The organism is Pseudomonas sp. S3_A09 (assembly GCF_054668065.1).
Genome location: NZ_CP162752.1, coordinates 1,027,648 through 1,043,343, shown reverse-complemented (window position 1 = coordinate 1,043,343; position 15,696 = coordinate 1,027,648). Strand labels below are relative to the sequence as shown.

Sequence of the window (15,696 nt, the reverse complement as noted above, 5' to 3'; positions counted from 1 at the left end):
ACAATGTGCATTTATTCTTTGACTATCCAGGGCTGATTGGCTAGTTTTTGCGGCATTGCTTTTAAAGGTGTCGACAATATGCTGGATCAGCTGGAATCCCCAGTGGTGGCGCAAGACGATTCCCAGACCATGTCCGAGAACGTCTTCCGGCGTATCCAGGCCGCCATCGTCAAGGGTGAGATCGCGCCCGGCAGCAAGATTTCCGAGCCGGAACTGGCGCGCACCTACGGCATCAGCCGTGGGCCGCTGCGCGAGGCGATTCACCGCCTGGAAGGCCAGCGCCTGCTGGTGCGCGTGCCGCATGTCGGCGCGCGCGTGGTTTCGTTAAGCCATGCCGAGCTGGTCGAACTCTATGAAATCCGCGAATCCCTCGAAGGCATGGCCTGTCGCCTGGCCGCCGAGCGCATGACCGACGCGGAAATCGAAGAGCTGCGCCAGGTGCTGCACACCCACGAACGCGACGAAGCCTTCCAGGCCGGCCTCGGTTATTACCAGCAGGAAGGTGACTTCGACTTTCATTACCGGATCATTCAAGGCGCCGGTAACCGTACTCTGACCCAAATGCTCTGCGGCGAGCTGTACCAATTGGTGCGCATGTACCGCATCCAGTTTTCCGCCACCCCCAATCGTCCACGCCAGGCCTTTGCCGAGCACCACCGCATTCTTGACGCGATTGCCGATCGCGACGGTGAACTGGCCGAACTGTTGATGCGCCGGCATATCGGCGCGTCAAAACGCAACATTGCCCGTCACTTCCCGGACGGTACTGCCCAATCACGAGGTGAATGATGAGTTCCAATAATAAGACGACTCCAGGCCAGCGTTTTCGTGACGCGGTCGCCAGCGAGCATCCTTTGCAGGTGGTCGGTGCGATCAACGCCAACCACGCTCTGCTGGCCAAACGCGCCGGGTTCAAGGCGATCTACCTGTCGGGTGGCGGCGTAGCTGCCGGTTCCCTCGGCGTGCCGGACCTGGGCATTACCGGCCTGGATGACGTGCTGACCGACGTACGCCGCATCACCGACGTGTGCGACCTGCCGCTGCTGGTGGACGTCGACACCGGCTTCGGCTCCTCGGCGTTCAACGTGGCGCGCACCGTCAAGTCGATGATCAAGTTCGGCGCGGCTGCGATCCATATCGAAGATCAGGTGGGCGCCAAGCGCTGCGGTCACCGTCCGAACAAGGAAATCGTGTCCCAGCAGGAAATGGTCGACCGCATCAAGGCCGCCGTGGATGCGCGCACCGATGACAGCTTCGTGATCATGGCGCGCACCGATGCCCTGGCCGTCGAAGGTTTGGAATCAGCCCTGGAGCGCGCCGCCGCCTGCATCGAGGCCGGCGCCGACATGGTATTCCCGGAAGCCATCACTGAACTTGAGATGTACAAGCTGTTCGCGTCCCGTGTGAAAGCGCCAATCCTGGCCAACATCACCGAGTTCGGCGCCACGCCGCTGTACACCACCGAACAGTTGAAATCTGCCGATGTTTCCATCGTGCTGTACCCGCTCTCGGCCTTCCGCGCCATGAACAAGGCCGCCGAAAACGTCTACACCGCGATCCGTCGCGACGGCACCCAACAGAATGTGATCGACACCATGCAAACCCGCATGGAGCTTTACGATCGCATCGATTACCACACCTTCGAGCAAAAGCTCGACGCGCTGTTTGCAGCCAAGAAGTAACAAACAGCCTCCCTAATAAATTCAAGATTGGAGAACCGACATGGCTGAAGCAAAAGTATTGAGTGGGGCCGGCCTGCGCGGCCAGGTGGCCGGGCAGACCGCATTGTCCACCGTGGGCCAGGCCGGTGCCGGCCTGACCTATCGCGGCTATGACGTGCGCGAACTGGCCGCCGATGCGCAGTTTGAGGAAGTCGCCTACTTGCTGCTGTACGGCGAATTGCCGACCCAGACCGAACTGGCCGCCTACAGCGCCAAGCTGAGCAAGCTGCGCGACCTGCCGCAAGCGCTGAAGGAAGTCCTGGAACGCATCCCCGCCGACGCCCACCCGATGGACGTGATGCGCACCGGTTGTTCGTTCCTGGGCAACATCGAACCTGAGAAAGACTTCAGTGTGCAGCGCGACGTCACCGACCGCCTGCTGGCCGCTTTCCCGGCGATCATGTGCTACTGGTACCGCTTCAGCCACGACGGCAAACGCATCGACTGCGTGACCGACGAGCCTTCCATCGGCGGCCACTTCCTGCACCTGCTGCACGGCAAGAAGCCGAGCGAGTTGCACGTCAAGGTCATGAACGTATCGTTGATCCTCTACGCGGAACACGAATTCAACGCCTCGACCTTTACCGCGCGGGTGTGTGCTTCGACCCTGTCCGACCTGTATTCCTGCGTCACTGCCGCTATCGGCTCCCTGCGTGGCCCGCTGCACGGCGGCGCCAACGAAGCGGCGATGGAGATGATCGAGCGCTTCTCATCCGCTGAAGAAGCGGTCGAAGGCACTCTCGGCATGCTGGCGCGCAAGGACAAGATCATGGGCTTCGGCCACGCGATCTACAAAGACAGCGACCCGCGTAATGAAGTGATCAAAGGCTGGTCGAAAAAACTCGCTGACGAGGTGGGTGACAAGGTGCTGTTCCCGGTCTCTGAAGCCATCGACAAGACCATGTGGGAACAGAAAAAACTGTTCCCCAATGCCGACTTCTACCATGCCTCGGCATACCACTTCATGGGTATCCCGACCAAGCTGTTCACCCCGATCTTCGTCTGCTCACGCCTCACCGGCTGGGCCGCGCATGTATTCGAACAGCGCGCCAACAATCGCATCATCCGTCCAAGCGCCGAATACACCGGCGTAGAGCAGCGCAAGTTCGTGCCAATCGAACGTCGCTGAATGGAGAAACCGCTGATCCCGGGGTGAAACCGGATCAAAAATGTGGGAGCGGGCTTGCTCGCGAAAGCGGTGTGTCATTCAACACACATGGCGACTGTTAAACCGCTTTCGCGAGCAAGCCCGCTCCCACCTTTTGATCGCATTCCCTCCCAGGATCCGTGGGCTCCTTTTGCAACCACCGTGACCGAGTCCTGACGATGAACACTGAATTCCGCAAACCGCTTCCCGACAGCCGCCTGGATTACTTCGACGCCCGCGCGGCAGTTGATGCAATCAGTCCCGGCGCCTACGCCACGTTGCCTTACACCTCCCGCGTGCTCGCGGAAAACCTGGTGCGTCGCTGCGACCCGGCCACCCTCAACGCGTCCCTGAGCCAACTGATCGAGCGCAAGCGCGACCTAGACTTCCCGTGGTTCCCGGCGCGTGTGGTGTGCCACGACATCCTCGGCCAGACCGCCCTGGTCGACCTCGCCGGTCTGCGCGATGCCATTGCCCTGCAAGGCGGTGACCCGGCGCAGGTCAACCCGGTGGTGCCAACCCAACTGATCGTCGACCACTCCCTGGCCGTCGAAGCCGGTGGGTTCGACCCGGACGCGTTCGAAAAAAACCGCGCCATTGAAGACCGTCGCAACGAAGACCGTTTCCACTTTATCGAGTGGACCAAGAAGGCGTTCAAGAACGTCGACGTGATCCCGCCCGGCAACGGCATCATGCACCAGATCAACCTGGAGAAAATGTCCCCGGTGATCCAGGTGCGCGACGGCGTGGCGTTCCCGGACACCTGCGTCGGCACTGACAGCCACACGCCTCACGTAGACGCGCTGGGCGTGATTGCCATTGGCGTCGGCGGCCTGGAAGCGGAAAGTGTGATGCTCGGCCGCGCCTCATGGATGCGCCTGCCGGAAAGCGTTGGTGTGGAGCTCACCGGCAAGCTGTTGCCGGGTATCACCGCTACTGACATGGTGCTGGCGCTGACTGAGTTCTTGCGTAAACAGAAAGTGGTCGGTGCCTGGCTGGAGTTCTTCGGCGAAGGTGCTTCGGCACTGACCCTGGGCGACCGCGCAACCATTTCCAACATGGCCCCGGAGTACGGCGCCACTGCGGCGATGTTCTACATCGACCAGCAGACTATCGCCTACCTCAAGCTCACTGGCCGTGAAGACGAACAAGTCACCTTGGTGGAGCAATACGCTCGCCACACCGGCCTGTGGGCCGATGATCTGAAAGGTGCGCAATACGAGCGCGGCCTCACTTTCGACCTGTCCAGCGTCGTGCGCAACATGGCCGGTCCAAGCAACCCGCATGCCCGCGTTGCCACCAGCGACCTGGCGTCCAAGGGCATTTCCGGTCAGTGGGATGAAGTGCCGGGCCAAATGCCCGACGGCGCGGTGATCATCGCAGCCATCACCAGTTGCACCAACACCAGCAACCCACGCAACGTGATTGCCGCCGGCCTGCTGGCGCGCAATGCCAACAAGCTGGGGCTGACGCGCAAGCCGTGGGTCAAATCGTCCCTGGCACCCGGCTCGAAAACCGTGGCCATGTACCTGGAGGAAGCGGGCCTGGGTCATGAGCTGGAAAAACTCGGTTTCGGTGTCGTCGCATTTGCCTGCACCACCTGCAACGGCATGTCCGGTGCGCTCGACCCCGTGATCCAGCAGGAAATCATCGACCGCGACCTGTACGCCACCGCCGTGCTTTCGGGTAACCGCAACTTCGACGGGCGTATCCACCCCTATGCCAAGCAAGCCTTTCTCGCCTCGCCGCCGCTGGTAGTGGCCTATGCGATTGCCGGCACCATCCGTTTCGACATCGAAAAAGACGTGCTCGGCCTCGACGCCAACGGCAAGGAAATCCGCCTGCAGGATATCTGGCCGAGCGACGAAGAGATCGACGCGGTGGTCAAGGCCTCGGTCAAGCCGGAGCAGTTCCGCGCGGTGTATATCCCGATGTTTGCCATCCACGAAGACACCGGCCCGAAAGTCGCGCCGCTGTATGACTGGCGCCCGCAAAGCACCTACATCCGTCGCCCACCCTACTGGGAAGGCGCGCTGGCCGGTGCCCGTCCGCTCAAGGGCATGCGCCCGCTGGCGGTGCTGCCGGACAACATCACCACTGACCATCTGTCGCCGTCGAATGCGATCATGCTCGACAGCGCCGCCGGCGAATACCTGGCGAAAATGGGCCTGCCGGAAGTCGACTTCAACTCTTACGCGACGCACCGTGGCGACCATTTGACCGCGCAGCGCGCGACCTTCGCCAACCCGAAACTGTTCAACGAAATGGTGGTTGAGAACGGCAAGGTCAAGCAGGGTTCCCTGGCGCGGATCGAGCCGGAAGGCCAGGTCACGCGGATGTGGGAAGCCATCGAAACCTACATGGAGCGCAAGCAGCCGCTGATTATCATCGCCGGCGCCGACTACGGCCAAGGCTCGTCCCGTGACTGGGCGGCCAAGGGCGTGCGCCTGGCGGGTGTGGAAGCGATTGCCGCCGAAGGTTTCGAGCGCATCCACCGCACCAACCTGGTGGGCATGGGCGTGCTGCCGCTGGAGTTCCTGCCAGGCACGGATCGCCACACCCTGAAGATCGACGGCAGCGAAACCTATGACGTGGTGGGGGCACGCACTCCGCGTGCGCAGTTGACCCTGGTAATCAACCGCAAGAATGGCGAACGTGTCGAAGTGCCGGTGACCTGCCGCCTGGACACCGCCGAAGAAGTGTCGATCTACGAAGCGGGCGGCGTGTTGCAACGTTTTGCCCAGGACTTCCTGGAATCGGCGGCGACGGCCTGAGAGGACACCATGGCACACGTAGCGCAAATCAAGATACCCGCCACCTACATGCGTGGTGGCACCAGCAAGGGCGTGTTTTTCAGCCTCCAGGACCTGCCCGAATCGGCGCAGGTGCCGGGTGCTGCGCGCGACGCCTTGCTGTTGCGGGTGATCGGCAGCCCCGATCCCTACGACAAACAGATCGACGGCATGGGCGGCGCGACATCGAGCACCAGCAAGACGGTGATCCTGGCCAAAAGTACCCGCGCCGATCATGACGTGGACTACCTGTTCGGCCAGGTCTCCATCGACAAGCCCTTCGTGGACTGGAGCGGCAACTGCGGCAACTTGTCGGCGGCGGTCGGTTCCTTTGCCATCAGCGCCGGCCTGGTCGACCCGGCCCGCGTCCCCCACAACGGCGTGGCGGTGGTGCGGGTGTGGCAGGCCAATATCGGCAAGACCATCATTGCCCACGTGCCAATCACTGACGGCGCGGTGCAGGAAACCGGTGATTTCGAACTGGACGGCGTGACCTTCCCGGCCGCCGAAGTGCAGTTGGAGTTCATGGACCCGGCGGCGGAAGAAGAGGGCGGCGGTGGTTCGATGTTCCCCACCGGCAATCTGGTCGACGACCTGGAAGTGCCCGGCGTCGGCACCTTCAAGGCCACGCTGATCAACGCCGGTATCCCGACGATCTTCATCAACGCCGAAGACCTCGGCTACACCGGCACCGAGCTGCAAGGCGCGATCAACAGCGACCCGAAAGCCCTGGCCATGTTTGAAACCGTGCGGGCGTATGGCGCCTTGCGCATGGGCCTGATCAAACACCTGGACGAAGCCGCCCAGCGTCAGCACACCCCCAAGGTGGCGTTCGTGGCCAAGCCTGCGGACTACGTGGCGTCCAGTGGCAAGGCAATCAATGCCGGGGATGTCGACCTGCTGGTGCGCGCACTGTCCATGGGCAAGCTGCACCACGCGATGATGGGCACGGCGGCGGTGGCGATTGGCACAGCGGCGGCGATTTCCGGGACTTTGGTCAACCTAGCTGCCGGAGGTGTGGAGCGCAACGCGGTGCGGTTCGGGCATCCGTCCGGCACCTTGCGCGTGGGCGCTGAAGCTACTCAGGTCAACGGCGAATGGGTGGTGAAGAAAGCCATCATGAGCCGCAGCGCGCGCGTATTGATGGAAGGTTTCGTCCGCGTTCCCGGCGACGCTTTCTAAGGTTCGACACTGCTCCCACAGTGGGGGCTTCTATCCCAAGGCTGGCGATCAGACCGGCCATGACCCCATCAACCGTTAGCCCGAGGACTGTCACCCCACCTACCTTTTGGAGAACTGCCATGAGCGCCAACGTCGACCAGAACAACCGCCCGGACTACGACCAGGTTCTGCAGGATATTGCTGACTATGTCCTCAACTACCGCATCGACTCCCGGGATGCGCTGGACACCGCCCGCAACTGCCTGATGGACACCCTGGGCTGTGGCCTGTTGGCCCTGCGCTTTCCCGAGTGCACCAAGCACCTGGGGCCCATCGTCGAGGGCACGGTGGTGCCGTTTGGCGCGCGGGTGCCGGGCACGTCGTTTCGGTTGGATCCGGTCAAGGCCGCGTGGGACATCGGCTGTATCGTGCGTTGGCTTGACTACAACGACACCTGGCTCGCTGCCGAATGGGGTCACCCCTCGGACAACCTCGGCGGCATCCTCGCTGTGGCTGATCATCTGTCGCAAAAGCGCGTGGCCAATGGCGACGTGCCGTTGACCGTGCGCGCGGTGCTGGAAGCGATGATCATGGCTCACGAAATCCAGGGCGTAATTGCCCTGGAAAACTCTTTTAACCGCGTAGGCCTCGACCATGTACTTCTGGTGAAAGTCGCCTCCACGGCTGTCACCGCCAAGCTGATGGGCGCCAACCGTGAGCAATTGCTGGCAGCCTTGTCCCATGCGTTTGTCGATGGGCAGGCATTGCGAACTTACCGGCATGCGCCGAATGCCGGCTCGCGAAAATCCTGGGCGGCGGGGGATGCGTCGAGTCGCGGCGTACGTCTGGCGGATATCGCCATGCGTGGCGAGATGGGGATTCCTGGCGTACTGAGCGCGCCGCAGTGGGGGTTCTACGACGTGCTGTTCAGCCACACCAACAAGGACCTGGCACTCAAGCCGGAGGATAGACGCGCGTTCAGCCTGTCCCAGCCTTACGGCACTTATGTGATGGAAAACGTACTGTTCAAAATCAGCTTCCCCGCCGAATTCCATGCGCAAACGGCCTGCGAAGCAGCGGTGACATTGCATCCATGGGTGAAAGATCGTCTGCATGAAATCGACCGCATCGTGATTACCACCCATGAATCGGCGATTCGCATCATCTCCAAGGTCGGCCAACTGGCCAACGCCGCTGACCGCGATCATTGCCTGCAATACATGACCGCCGTGCCGTTGGCGTTCGGCAACCTGGTGGCCGAGCAGTACGAAGACGAATTCCACGCCGCCCATCCGATCATCGATCAGTTGCGCGACAAAATGGTCATCGTCGAAGACCCACGCTACAGCCGCGAATACCTGGAGGCCGACAAGCGTTCCATCGCCAATGCGGTGCAGGTGTTTTTCAAGGACGGTAGCTGCACGGAACAGGTGGCGGTGGAATACCCGATTGGCCATCGCCGTCGTCGGGTGGAGGGCATTCCGTTGCTGGAAGACAAGTTCAAGGCCAACCTGGCGACGCGGTTCACCGGGCAGCGCAGTGCCGAGATTTTTGCACTGTGCAAGGACCAGGCACGGCTTGAAGCAACGCCAGTGAACCGCTTCGTGGACCTGTTCGTGATCTAGCAGACACCCCGTATTCATCTGTGCAAACCCAATGAATGTGGGAGGGGGCTTGCCCCCGATAGCGGTGCGGCAGTGCCCGCTGCATCAACTGACAGACTGCAATCGGGGGCAAGCCCCCTCCCACAGTTGACCGTGTTCACTCGAATCGCAGGATTACCCGGCGGTTATGCTTGCTCTTCTTCTCGATCTTCTCGCAGAACACCCGGCCGATTTCTTCGGTGTTGATCACATGGGTGCCCCCACACGGCTGGATATCAATGCCGGCGATTTCAATCACCCTTACCGACCCCTGAATCACCGGCGGGGCCACGGCCTGTGTGCGGGTGATCTGTAGCAGAGTCGAGTATTCGGAAGCCGGCATCGACAGGGTTTTCACCGGGTGGGCCTGTTCGATCAGCGCATTGAGGTCGCGGGTGATGCTGTCTTTATCGAGGGTCATTTCCGGCAGGTCGAAATCCAGTCGGCCCTTGTCCGCACTGATGCTGCAGCCGGTGACCGGTGCGTCGATGATCGAGCACAGCAGGTGCAGGCAGGTGTGCATCTTCATGTGCTGGTAGCGCCGGTCCCAATCGAGGCCGGCATCTACTTGTACGCCTGCAGTCAACTGCGTGGGGCAGTGTTCCACCTGGTGCCAGATGATCGAGCGCAGTACCGGATCGCGCACAGTGCCGGTGACCTCGACTCGCGTACCGTCCGCCAGTGTGAAATGGCCCGTGTCGCCTGGCTGTCCGCCGCCAGTGGGGTAGAACAACGTATGCTCCAGGGCGATGCCGTGTTCGCTGACGGCAATCACCCGGGCGCTGAAGGCATTCTGGTAGGGCGCGCTGTCGAACAGCGCCAGGGTTTCCATGGTGTGCACGGACATGTTCAACCTCCGACAATCAGTGGGCTGGCTTGCAGCAGGGAGCGCACCATTGCACTCAAGCCAGGGGGGGAGAGCAGGGTAATTTCAAATTCCGGGCCGCAGACTTTCAGGTTCAGCGGCAAGCGCGGTAAATGGCTGCCCGACTCGACGCGATGCAAGCGAAATTGCAGGTGGTGGCGCTCCTTCACCGTGGGCTCCAGCATCAGCCCCGGCAAAGGGTGGAAGTCGGCGTCCAGCACTGTCACCTTATGGCTGGCGTTGATCTCGCCCACCACATGCAATCGCTCTTCCAGGGCGAAGGCTCCGAGGTAGTTGCTGTGGTCCGATTCATCGTTTTTTTGCAGCTGGATCTGGTTCACCACCTTCACCTTGGTGCCGGCGGGGACGTCCTGGGTGATCACGCAGGACGGGCTGATAAACACGTTATCGCCGATCAGCACATAGCCCAGCACGCGGGCACCGGAGCCTACCTCGACGTTGTTGCCCAGGCGTGGGTGGCGCTTGCCGTCGGGGTTGTTGGCGATGCCTCGAGCTCCCAGGGTCACGCCGCAGAGGATGTAGCAGTCGTTGCCGATCTCGCAGGTTTCGCCGATCACCGTGCCGTAGCCGTGGTCCAGCACGAAGCGTCGGCCGATGCGTGCCGCTGGGTGGATCTCGGCACCGGAAAGCACCTTGCCCTGGTTGCTCAGCTTGAGGGCAATGCGCGAAAACACGCTATTGGTCTGGTTCGGGAAATGCCATACCAGGTGCGCCAGGCGGTAATACAGTACCGCCTTGAACGAGGCGTAGGACTCCAGGATTAAATCGCCACGCCCGCGTGAGGCCGGATCACGGTAGGCATAGGCGATCAGGTCCTCAGCCACCGCCTGGGCGGCGTTCTGGATCAGCGGGGCCAGGTGCGGTTCCAGTTGTTTCATTTGGGCGGGTGTGAGGGTCTTGATGAGGTGGGTGAGCAACTCATCGTGCAGCTGTTGCATGTCGATAAAACCGCCCATGGGGGCACCCCCGCATTCTGGTTGGCTGGACACCCGTTTATTCGAAACTGGGCAGGTAGCTGTCGGCATTGTCGTAGACCATGGTCAGCACCACCGTTTCGGGTGGTAGTTCGGGGGCGAGCCTGGCGATGGCCACCATGTTGGCGGCGGACGACAGGCCTAGGCTGATGGCGTCGGTGCGCATGATGCGTTTCATCATGTTGATGCAGTCCTGGCGCGAGACCTTGAGCATGCCGTCGATCACGTCCAGGTTGAGGATGCTCGGGATCAAACCGATCGACAGGCCCTGGATGTGATGCGGCGCGTGCTGGTTTTTCAGCAGGTCGCACTCTTCCGGTTCCACGCCCATGACGCGCAGCTCCGGCCAGGCGGTTTTCAGGGTTTCGCCGATGCCGGTGATATGCCCCCCAGTGCCGATGCCGCAGACAAAGTAGTCGGCGCGTTTCTCGCCAAAGGCACGCAGGATTTCCGGTGCGGTGGTGTCGCGATGGGTCTGTGGGTTTGCGCCATTGCGTTGCTGGTTGAGCATCACGTAGCTGGGGTTTTCCAGCTGCAGTTCCATGCACTTTTCGCCATGGGAATTGTTACCCAGGCGACTGTCCGACAGCACCACCTTGGCCCCATATAAACGCAGCAGCTTCTGCTTTTCGGGGCTGTAGTTATCGGGGATCACCAACACCACTTTGTAGCCCAGTACATTGCCGGCCATCACCAGGCCGATGCCGGTGTTGCCACCACTGGGTTCGATGATGGTCTGCCCGGAATCGCGGATCAGCACGCCCCGGCGCTCGGCGTCGAGGATCATGCCCAGGGCGATGCGCGCCTTGTGGCTGCCACCGGGGTTAAGGGACTCAAGCTTGGCGTAGACCTCGATGCCGAGGTCTTCGGAAAACTGCGCCAGGCGCACGATCGGCGTTTGGCCGATCACGTCGAGAATGGAGTTATGCAACATCATTCAGCCCTCGCCTCAATACAACGGCATGTCGGGTTCGACATCGCGAACCCAGTGCTTCATGCCGCCCTGCAGGACTTTGGTATTGGCGAAACCGGCTGCCAGCAAGGTACTTGCGGCTTGCTCCGCGCGGGTGCCGGCGTAGCAAATCAGGTAGTGGGTGTTGTCCCGGCTGAGGCGGTCCAGGTGGCCGTCCAGCTCGGCCAACGGGATATGCACCACGCCCGGCAATTTGCACACTTCCAGTTCGCTGGCGTCGCGCACATCCAACAGCACATCGGCGCTGCTGTGGTGTTCGAGTACTTGTTTGAGTACCTGCGGCTTGATATAGCGCTCTTCGGCCAGCGACGGTGGGCTGGGCATGGTATCTGCGCAGGCGGCCGGTGCCCGGGTCTCGCTGTGGCGCAGCTCTGAGCAGCACGGGCAGTCGACGCGGCGCTTGAAGCGGATTTCACTGAATTTCATCGCCAGCGCGTCGAAGCGCATCAGACGGCCGGATAACGGTTCACCAATACCGATCAGTAGCTTGATGGCCTCGGTGGCCTGGATCATCCCGACCACACCGGGCAGCACGCCGATCACCCCACCGGCACTGCAATTGGGCGCGAGTTCTGCAGGCGGTGCGCTGGGGAACAGGCAGCGGTAGCACGGCCCGCCTTTGTAGTTGAGCACGCTGATCTGCCCGTCGAAGCGGTAGATCGCGCCGTACACCAAGGGCTTACCCAGTTGCACGCACGCGTCGTTGACCAAGTAGCGGGTATCGAAATTGTCGGTGCCGTCGATCACCAGGTCGTAGGCGCCCACCAGCTCCAGCGCGTTGTCGGCGTTCAGGGCGGTGTCGTGGGCGTTGATCTGAATATGGCGGTTCAGGTCCTGCAAGCGCTGCCTGGCGGATTCCACCTTGGGCATGCCGAGGGTGCTGTTGCCGTGGACGATCTGGCGTTGCAGGTTGCTGCTTTCGACCACATCGAAGTCCACCAGTCCCAGGGTGCCTACGCCGGCAGCCGCAAGGTAAAGGCTGATGGGCGAACCCAGACCGCCGGTGCCGATGATCAGCACCTTGGCTTTCTTCAGGTTCAACTGACCTTCGCGACCCACGCCTGGCAGGGTGATGTGGCGCACATAGCGTTGTACTTCTTCATTACTCAGCGCGTCGACGTCCATGCCGCCGGACGTGGCCAGGAGCACTTCGATTTTGGCTTTTTCCGGCAGTGGGTCATCAGCACCGATCAATGCTTCCTCGGCAGTGAACAGGAAGTGCTCCTTGAGCTGGTGGTTTTTTTCGTGAAACAGGTGGGGGCGCAGCTGCGGGTGACTGCTGCAGAGGTTTTCAATGACTTCGCGCAATGTCGATCCGGAGCCCTCAAGGGTCGATTCCGGCAGCTTGGCCACGCGAACCAGAATGTCGGGGAAAGAGACAGCGTTCATGGACAACTCCGTGTGCAGGTCGTTGAAAGGTTGAAGAGCGAAATGCTTGCCATCCCAGGCAAACAGCTTGGAGCCCAGCGCCTGGCCCCGGCGAACGTCGACCACCAGGTAGCTGACGGGGTAGATCGGCTCACCCATGAACAGCGCCTTGTCTTGGTCTTCGTCGCTGAAATAGGCACCCACATCCGGGTGCGAGTGGTAGATCGCCACCACTGGGTTGTCGCTGCGAAACGCCTTGTTCATCAGCAGGGTGTCGGCCACCGAAAACGTGTAGCCGTTGGCCGCGCTGCGCGGGTACATCTCGGGGTGCTTGCGGTGCAGCTCATTCTGGATATTGCTGCCCAGGTACACGCTGCCGTCGGCGAAGACGAAGCCACAGCATTCTTCGGGGTAGCTGCGGCTGGCGTGGGCGTAGATCTGTTCCAGGGCTTTTGGGCGGAGGACGTCCATGTTTCTCTCGCAGGGTTGTAGAAGGGTCAATTTTTCTTGGCCAGGAGTTTTTCTACCGGCAATTTGGTGATCGCAAAACCGGCCAGCAGGATGGCCGAATACAGCATCAGGTCGCGGGAAATCGATACGCCTTCGTACCAGGCGCCGATGATGACCGCGAACACCGGAAAGATGATGAACACAAACGACAGGATGATCGGGCTCAAGCGCTTGAGCAGCATGAAGTAAACGATGAAGCCGCCCACCGAAGCCACCAGGCCCAGGTAGAACAGCGCGCCCCAGGAACGGAGAGTGATGGCTTCGAAGGTCGGCGTTTCAAACCACAGTCCGGCGACGAACAGCATCAGCCCGGCAATGCCGATGGGCAGGGTGTTGTAGGTGATCACACTGATCGCGCTGCCTTTCTGCTTGGTAATCACGTAGCACAGGGCATGCATGATCGCGGCGGTGAGGATTGCCAGTACGCCGAAGAACTCCGCATGGTCCAGGTGCAGGCCCTGGCTCTTGATGATCATGTAGAGGCTGCCGAAACCGATGCCGATGCCAACCACCTGGGAAAGGTAGATGCGCTCGCGCAGGAACAATGCGGAGAAGATCAGGATGAACACCGGCATGCAGCTGAACAGCAGCGCCGTAAGGCCGGACGACACGTGCATCTCGCCATAATTGAGCAGGTAGTAGGGCACGCTGAAGTAGGACAGGGTCACGAACACGAAGAACCAGCGGCTTTCACGGGGGAACAGGATCGGCTCGCGACGCACCATGGCAAAACACAGGAACAACGGGAAGGCGATCAGGAAGCGCAGACCGGCGGACGTCAGTGGCGGCACGCTCTCCACCGCGATCTTGATCCCCAGCCACGTGGTGCCCCAACTCAGGCACACGATCAGGAACATCACGCTGGTGATCAGCCCGGCCAACCACTGTTTTTGGGTTTTGGTCTTGGCGGTGTTTTCGAGAACGGCGGACATTGGCATCGTTTATTGCTTCCCTGAGCCGGAATTGAACTCTATATTGAGCTTGTAATGAGTTGTAAAATTCGGCGATTGAACCCGTAAAAGCACACTATTAGGGCGAAAGATGGCTGTCAAAACAAATATTGACATGGTGTCAATTATGCGTGAGGGGTTGTCCAACGGTCAGGGCGTGAAGTACAAGCGCCTGTCCGATGTCATGGAACGGGGCATCCTTGAAGGCTTGATTGAACCAGGACGAAAACTGCCGCCCCATCGGGTGCTGTCCGACAACCTGGGTGTGACGATCGGCACCATCAGCCGAGCCTACGGCGAACTGGAACGCCTGGGGCTGGTTGTGGCGCGCGTCGGTGACGGCACCTTCGTGCGCAAGCGTGGAATGGAGCGCCAGCGCGACGAAGGCTTTCGCAATTTCAGCGAAGAGCCGCGCCAGTACTTCGACATGAGCCGCAATATGCACATTCCGGGTCAAGAGACCGTTTTCCTGGCCCAGAGCTTCCAGACCCTGTCGACCAACACCAAATTCCTCCAGGACATCAGTGCCTACACCCCGGATGCCGGCCTGCCGCGCTACCGTGAAGCGGGCGCGCAATGGCTGGTGCAGCGTGATTTTCACCCGATCCCCGAACAAGTTATTTGCGTCAATGGCGGCCAGCACGGCTTGCTGTGCTCGATGATGGCGCTGTTGCGGGCCGGCGATACGGTGGTCACCGAGCAACTGACGTATCCGGGCCTGATCACCGCTGCGCGGATGCTGGGTATCCGGTTGATCGGCCTGGAGATGGACGAAGAAGGCGTGCTGCCGAGTGCGCTGGACGAAGTCTGTCGAAATCACCGGGTTTCAGCGCTGTACTGCACCCCGACTATTCAGAACCCCACCACAGCGGTACTTTCGGTGGCGCGCCGCGAAGCATTGGTCAAAGTGTGTCGCGAGCACAATCTGCTGATTCTTGAAGACGAAGCCCACGGTGTATTGGTCGAAGACCGGCCGCCGCCCCTCAGTCATTTCGCCCCGGAACGGACGATTTTGATCAGCAGCCTCAGCAAAGCCGTGTCAGCCGGGCTGCGTGTGGGCTATGTGCATGCGCCACCGGCGTTGGTCAGCCGTATTTCGGCGGCGCTGCGTTCGACTTGCTGGATGGCCACGCCCGTCACCCTGGAACTGGCTACCCAGTGGATCGAAAACGGCACGGCGGAATACCTGCTGCGCCAACAAATCAACGAGATCAGCCGACGCAAAGCCTTGGTGCGCGACTTGCTGACCGGGCTGGAATACCGCACCCACCTCAACAGCCCACATTTCTGGATTGAAGTGCCGGAGCCATGGCGGGCGTCGGAAATTGAGGCGGAGCTCAAGCAGAATAATTACCTGATCGCCACCGCCGAGGCGTTCGCCGTGGGACAGACGGCGGTGCCGCAGTTCATTCGGGCGAGTATCTGCAATACGTCGGGGGATGATCAGTTGCTGAGGGCGGGGTTTGATGCGCTGGCGACCGCGTTGGGGCAGGGCGGTGGAAGGTTTCACCTATAACTGCGTGATCGTTCTTCGCGAGCAAGCCCGCCCACATTCGACCGCGTTGTAGGGT

Annotated in this window: 12 protein-coding genes; 7 read left to right on the top strand and 5 right to left on the bottom strand. The window is 61.1% G+C overall.

Annotated elements, in window-relative coordinates; translation table 11 throughout:
- Window positions 1-78 precede the first annotated feature (78 nt).
- The 6 genes from AB4N92_RS04885 to prpD all read left to right on the top strand — a co-directional run bounded on the left by AB4N92_RS04885 (window position 79) and on the right by prpD (window position 8,446).
- The gene (locus tag AB4N92_RS04885) at window positions 79-789 is read left to right on the top strand and encodes a GntR family transcriptional regulator (protein WP_021491516.1); all 711 of its coding nucleotides are present in this window, start codon (window positions 79-81) and stop codon (window positions 787-789) included.
- On the top strand, window positions 789-1,682 hold the full coding sequence (gene prpB / locus AB4N92_RS04880; protein WP_021491517.1) for a methylisocitrate lyase: 894 nt from the start codon (window positions 789-791) through the stop codon (window positions 1,680-1,682). The genes AB4N92_RS04885 and prpB overlap by 1 nt, the downstream gene beginning before the upstream one ends.
- A gap of 40 nt (window positions 1,683-1,722) precedes the next feature.
- Window positions 1,723-2,850: a bifunctional 2-methylcitrate synthase/citrate synthase gene (prpC, locus tag AB4N92_RS04875; RefSeq protein WP_010208473.1), complete on the top strand. Its 1,128-nt coding sequence runs from the start codon at window positions 1,723-1,725 to the stop codon at window positions 2,848-2,850.
- 197 nt (window positions 2,851-3,047) lie between these two features.
- A complete protein-coding gene (gene acnD, locus AB4N92_RS04870; RefSeq protein ID WP_236267027.1) occupies window positions 3,048-5,642 on the top strand; it encodes a Fe/S-dependent 2-methylisocitrate dehydratase AcnD in 2,595 nt (864 codons plus the stop codon).
- Between the two features lie 9 nt (window positions 5,643-5,651).
- Window positions 5,652-6,842, top strand: a complete 1,191-nt coding sequence (prpF, locus tag AB4N92_RS04865; protein WP_042571959.1) for a 2-methylaconitate cis-trans isomerase PrpF — start codon at window positions 5,652-5,654, stop codon at window positions 6,840-6,842.
- Window positions 6,843-6,961: 119 nt separating this feature from the next.
- Window positions 6,962-8,446 (top strand): 2-methylcitrate dehydratase, encoded by a 1,485-nt coding sequence (gene prpD / locus AB4N92_RS04860; protein ID WP_021491519.1) that lies wholly within the window; start codon window positions 6,962-6,964, stop codon window positions 8,444-8,446.
- 136 nt (window positions 8,447-8,582) lie between these two features.
- Here the strand turns inward: prpD and AB4N92_RS04855 are convergent, their stop codons facing one another.
- The 5 genes from AB4N92_RS04855 to AB4N92_RS04835 are packed head-to-tail and all read right to left on the bottom strand — an operon-like array spanning window position 8,583 to window position 14,056.
- A complete protein-coding gene (locus tag AB4N92_RS04855) occupies window positions 8,583-9,311 on the bottom strand; it encodes an alanyl-tRNA editing protein (RefSeq protein ID WP_010208482.1) in 729 nt (242 codons plus the stop codon).
- Between the two features lie 2 nt (window positions 9,312-9,313).
- On the bottom strand, window positions 9,314-10,306 hold the full coding sequence (locus AB4N92_RS04850; protein WP_010208483.1) for a serine O-acetyltransferase: 993 nt from the start codon (window positions 10,304-10,306) through the stop codon (window positions 9,314-9,316).
- Window positions 10,307-10,343: 37 nt separating this feature from the next.
- On the bottom strand, window positions 10,344-11,258 hold the full coding sequence (locus AB4N92_RS04845) for a PLP-dependent cysteine synthase family protein (protein ID WP_236267035.1): 915 nt from the start codon (window positions 11,256-11,258) through the stop codon (window positions 10,344-10,346).
- Between the two features lie 15 nt (window positions 11,259-11,273).
- Window positions 11,274-13,136: a molybdopterin-synthase adenylyltransferase MoeB gene (moeB, locus tag AB4N92_RS04840; RefSeq protein ID WP_236267028.1), complete on the bottom strand. Its 1,863-nt coding sequence runs from the start codon at window positions 13,134-13,136 to the stop codon at window positions 11,274-11,276.
- 26 nt (window positions 13,137-13,162) lie between these two features.
- Window positions 13,163-14,056, bottom strand: coding sequence for a DMT family transporter (locus tag AB4N92_RS04835; protein ID WP_162098521.1), 894 nt, complete (start codon window positions 14,054-14,056; stop codon window positions 13,163-13,165).
- 160 nt (window positions 14,057-14,216) lie between these two features.
- Between AB4N92_RS04835 and AB4N92_RS04830 the strand changes: the two genes are divergently transcribed.
- Window positions 14,217-15,641 (top strand): aminotransferase-like domain-containing protein, encoded by a 1,425-nt coding sequence (locus AB4N92_RS04830; protein WP_021491523.1) that lies wholly within the window; start codon window positions 14,217-14,219, stop codon window positions 15,639-15,641.
- Window positions 15,642-15,696 lie beyond the last annotated feature (55 nt).